Source organism: Bradyrhizobium sp., from assembly GCF_016462955.1.
Lineage (GTDB): Bacteria > Pseudomonadota > Alphaproteobacteria > Rhizobiales > Xanthobacteraceae > Bradyrhizobium.
Map to the genome: position 1 here is coordinate 1 of NZ_JAEMSD010000704.1, position 2,812 is coordinate 2,812.

The 2,812-nt window shown below is 65.6% G+C and carries 2 protein-coding genes and 1 pseudogene; all 3 read right to left on the bottom strand.

Features of this window, described 5'->3' with window-relative positions:
• Positions 1-846 (bottom strand): annotated as a pseudogene (locus tag JHD07_RS37125) (CaiB/BaiF CoA-transferase family protein); the annotation flags it as partial.
• A gap of 195 nt (positions 847-1,041) precedes the next feature.
• The gene (locus tag JHD07_RS37130) at positions 1,042-1,845 is read right to left on the bottom strand and encodes a xanthine dehydrogenase family protein subunit M (RefSeq protein ID WP_291631228.1); all 804 of its coding nucleotides are present in this window, start codon (positions 1,843-1,845) and stop codon (positions 1,042-1,044) included.
• Positions 1,846-1,858: 13 nt separating this feature from the next.
• Positions 1,859-2,812: molybdopterin cofactor-binding domain-containing protein (locus tag JHD07_RS37135; protein WP_291631230.1), on the bottom strand; the 954-nt coding region annotated here is incomplete at its 5' end.

A 2,812-nucleotide genomic window follows, 5' to 3' on the forward strand; every position in this document is an offset into this window, starting at 1 on the left:
CCTTCAGCGCCGGCCAGGCCTTGCGATCCATCTGGCGTCGAAATCGGCGTCGGTGAGGCCGGCGTGCTCGCGCAGCAGCGCGTAGAATTGCGGCTCGATCGAGCCGATCGAGACGAAGTGCCCGCAGGCGCATTCGTAGACGCCGTAGAAATGCGCGCCGCCGTCGAGGAAGTTCTGGTTGCGCTCTTCGGTCCAGCGACCCATCGTGGCCATGTCGAAGAAGAACGACATCAGCGAGGCCGCGCCGTCGCACATGGCGGCGTCGACCACCTGGCCCTTGCCGGATTTCTGCGCCTCCAGGAGCGCTGCGAGCACGCCGACGACGAGATAGAGCGCGCCGCCGCCGAAATCGCCGACGAGATTAAGCGGCGGCACCGGCGCCTCCTTCGTGCCGATCGCGGCGAGCGCGCCGGTGATGGAGATGTAGTTGATGTCATGGCCGGCGGCATTGGCGAGCGGGCCCTCCTGGCCCCAGCCGGTCATGCGGCCATAGACCAGTTTTGGATTGCGTGCGAGCACCACATCCGGCCCGAGGCCGAGCCGTTCCATCACGCCGGGGCGAAAGCCTTCGACCAGAGCATCGGCGCTGGCGAGCAGGTCGAGCACTTGCGCGATCGCCGCCTTGTCCTTGAGGTCGAGCTCGATCACCTTGCGGCCGCGGCCTGCGACCGACTTCATGCTCTTCTTCGCACCGACGCGGTCGAGCGTGACGACGTCGGCGCCCATGTCGGCCAGCATCATGCAGGCGAACGGACCCGGCCCGATGCCGGCGAATTCAACGATGCGGAAGCCCGACAGCGGGCCGGAGATGCGGACGGATGAGGTGGGGGCTGATTTATCGAGCACGTTGTTGTTTCCTCGGGGGCGCGAGCGCATGCCGGTAGCCCGGCATCGTCTCCGACATTCTTCTATGGGGCGAGTTAATCGGCCGATTAACTTTTCCCGCCTTCACGCCAGCGAGGCAAGCGGTTTTCATGCCGCATGGCCAAAATAAAACGGCGCGCACCGAAGTGCGCGCCGCGGAAAAATTGCGTGGAGACGCTATCCGCGTGCAGCTGCCACCGCGCGCTGCGCCATCACCTTGATCAGATTGGCGCGGTACTCCGCCGTGCCGTGGATGTCAGCCAGCAATCCGCTCGCCGAGATGCTCACGCCGTCGATCGCCGCCGGCGACCAGTTCGCCTTCAGCGCGGCCTCGATCGCAGGCACCCGCATCACGCCATTCTGGGAGGCGCCGGTCGCGGCGACCCGAACCTCGCCTGACCTGGTCTGCGCGACGAACACGCCGGTCAGCGCAAAGCGCGAGGCCGGGTGCCGCATCTTCTCGTAGCCCGCCTTTGCCGGCACCGGGAATGACACGGCGGTGATGATCTCGCCGTCCTCCAGCGCCGTGGTGAACAGGCCCTTGAAGAAATCATCCGCCGCGATCGACCGCTTGTCGGTCTTCACGGTGGCGCCGAGCGCGAGCAGCGCGGCCGGGAAATCCGCGGCAGGATCGTTGTTGGCGATCGAGCCGCCGATCGTGCCACGGTAGCGCACGGCGGGATCGCCGAGCACGGAGGTGAGATAGGAGATCGCAGGGATCGCCCTCTTCACATCGGCATTCGTCATGATGTCGTAATAGGTCGTCGCGGCCTTGATGGTCAGCGTGTCGCCGGACAATTCGACGCCCTGCAGCTCCTTGATCCTGCCGAGGTCGATGACGTCGGAGGGACCTGCGAGGCGCTGCTTCATGACCGGCAGCAGCGTCTGACCGCCTGCCAGGAACTTCGACTCGCTACCTTTTGCGAACAGGCTGGCGGCCTCGTCGACCGAGGAGGCACGATGATAAGTGGTCTGGTACATCTTCGGTCCTCCCTCAAGCCGCGTGGATCGTGCGCCACACCCGGTCGGGGGTTGCGGGCATTTCCAGATTGTTCTTGCCGATCGCATCCGTGATCGCGTTGATCACGGCCGCCGACGCCCCGATCGCGCCGGCCTCGCCGCAACCCTTGATGCCGAGCGGATTGCCCGGGCACAGCGTCGTGGTGTGGGACAGGTTGAACGACGGCACGTCGTCGGCACGCGGCATGGCGTAATCCATGAACGAGGCAGTGATCGGCTGGCCGTTGGCATCGTAGATCGCATGCTCGAGCAATGCCTGACCGATGCCCTGGACAAGGCCGCCATGGACCTGGCCCTCGACGATCATCGGATTGATCAGCCGGCCGAAATCGTCGGCCGCGACGAAGTTGACGAAGGAGGTCTTGCCCGTGCTGGGATCGACCTCGAGCTCGCAGATATAGGCGCCGGCCGGGAAGGTGAAGTTGGTCGGGTCGTAGAAGGCGCTCTCCTTCAGGACCGGCTCCATCCCATCAGGCAGATTGTGCGCCGTATAGGCCGCGAGCGCGACCATCGGCAGCGCGATCGCCTTGTCGGTGCCTGTGACCTTGAACTCGCCGTTCTCGATGACGATGTCGGCTTCCGAGGCTTCCAGCGCGTGCGCCGCGATCTTCTTGGCCTTGGACTCCATCTTTTCCATCGCCTTCAGGATCGCGGTGAGGCCGACGGCGGCCGAGCGGGAGCCGTAGGTGCCCATTCCGAACTGCACCTTGTCGGTATCGCCATGAACGATCGAGACCTGGCTGATCGGAATGCCCAGCCGCTCCGCGACGAGCTGGCAGAAGGTCGTTTCGTGACCCTGGCCGTGGCTGTGCGATCCCGTGAGGATCTCGATGGTGCCGACCGGGTTGACGCGGACCTCGGCCGATTCCCACAGGCCGACGCCAGCGCCGAGGCTGCCGACCGCCTTCGACGGCGCGATGCCGCAGGC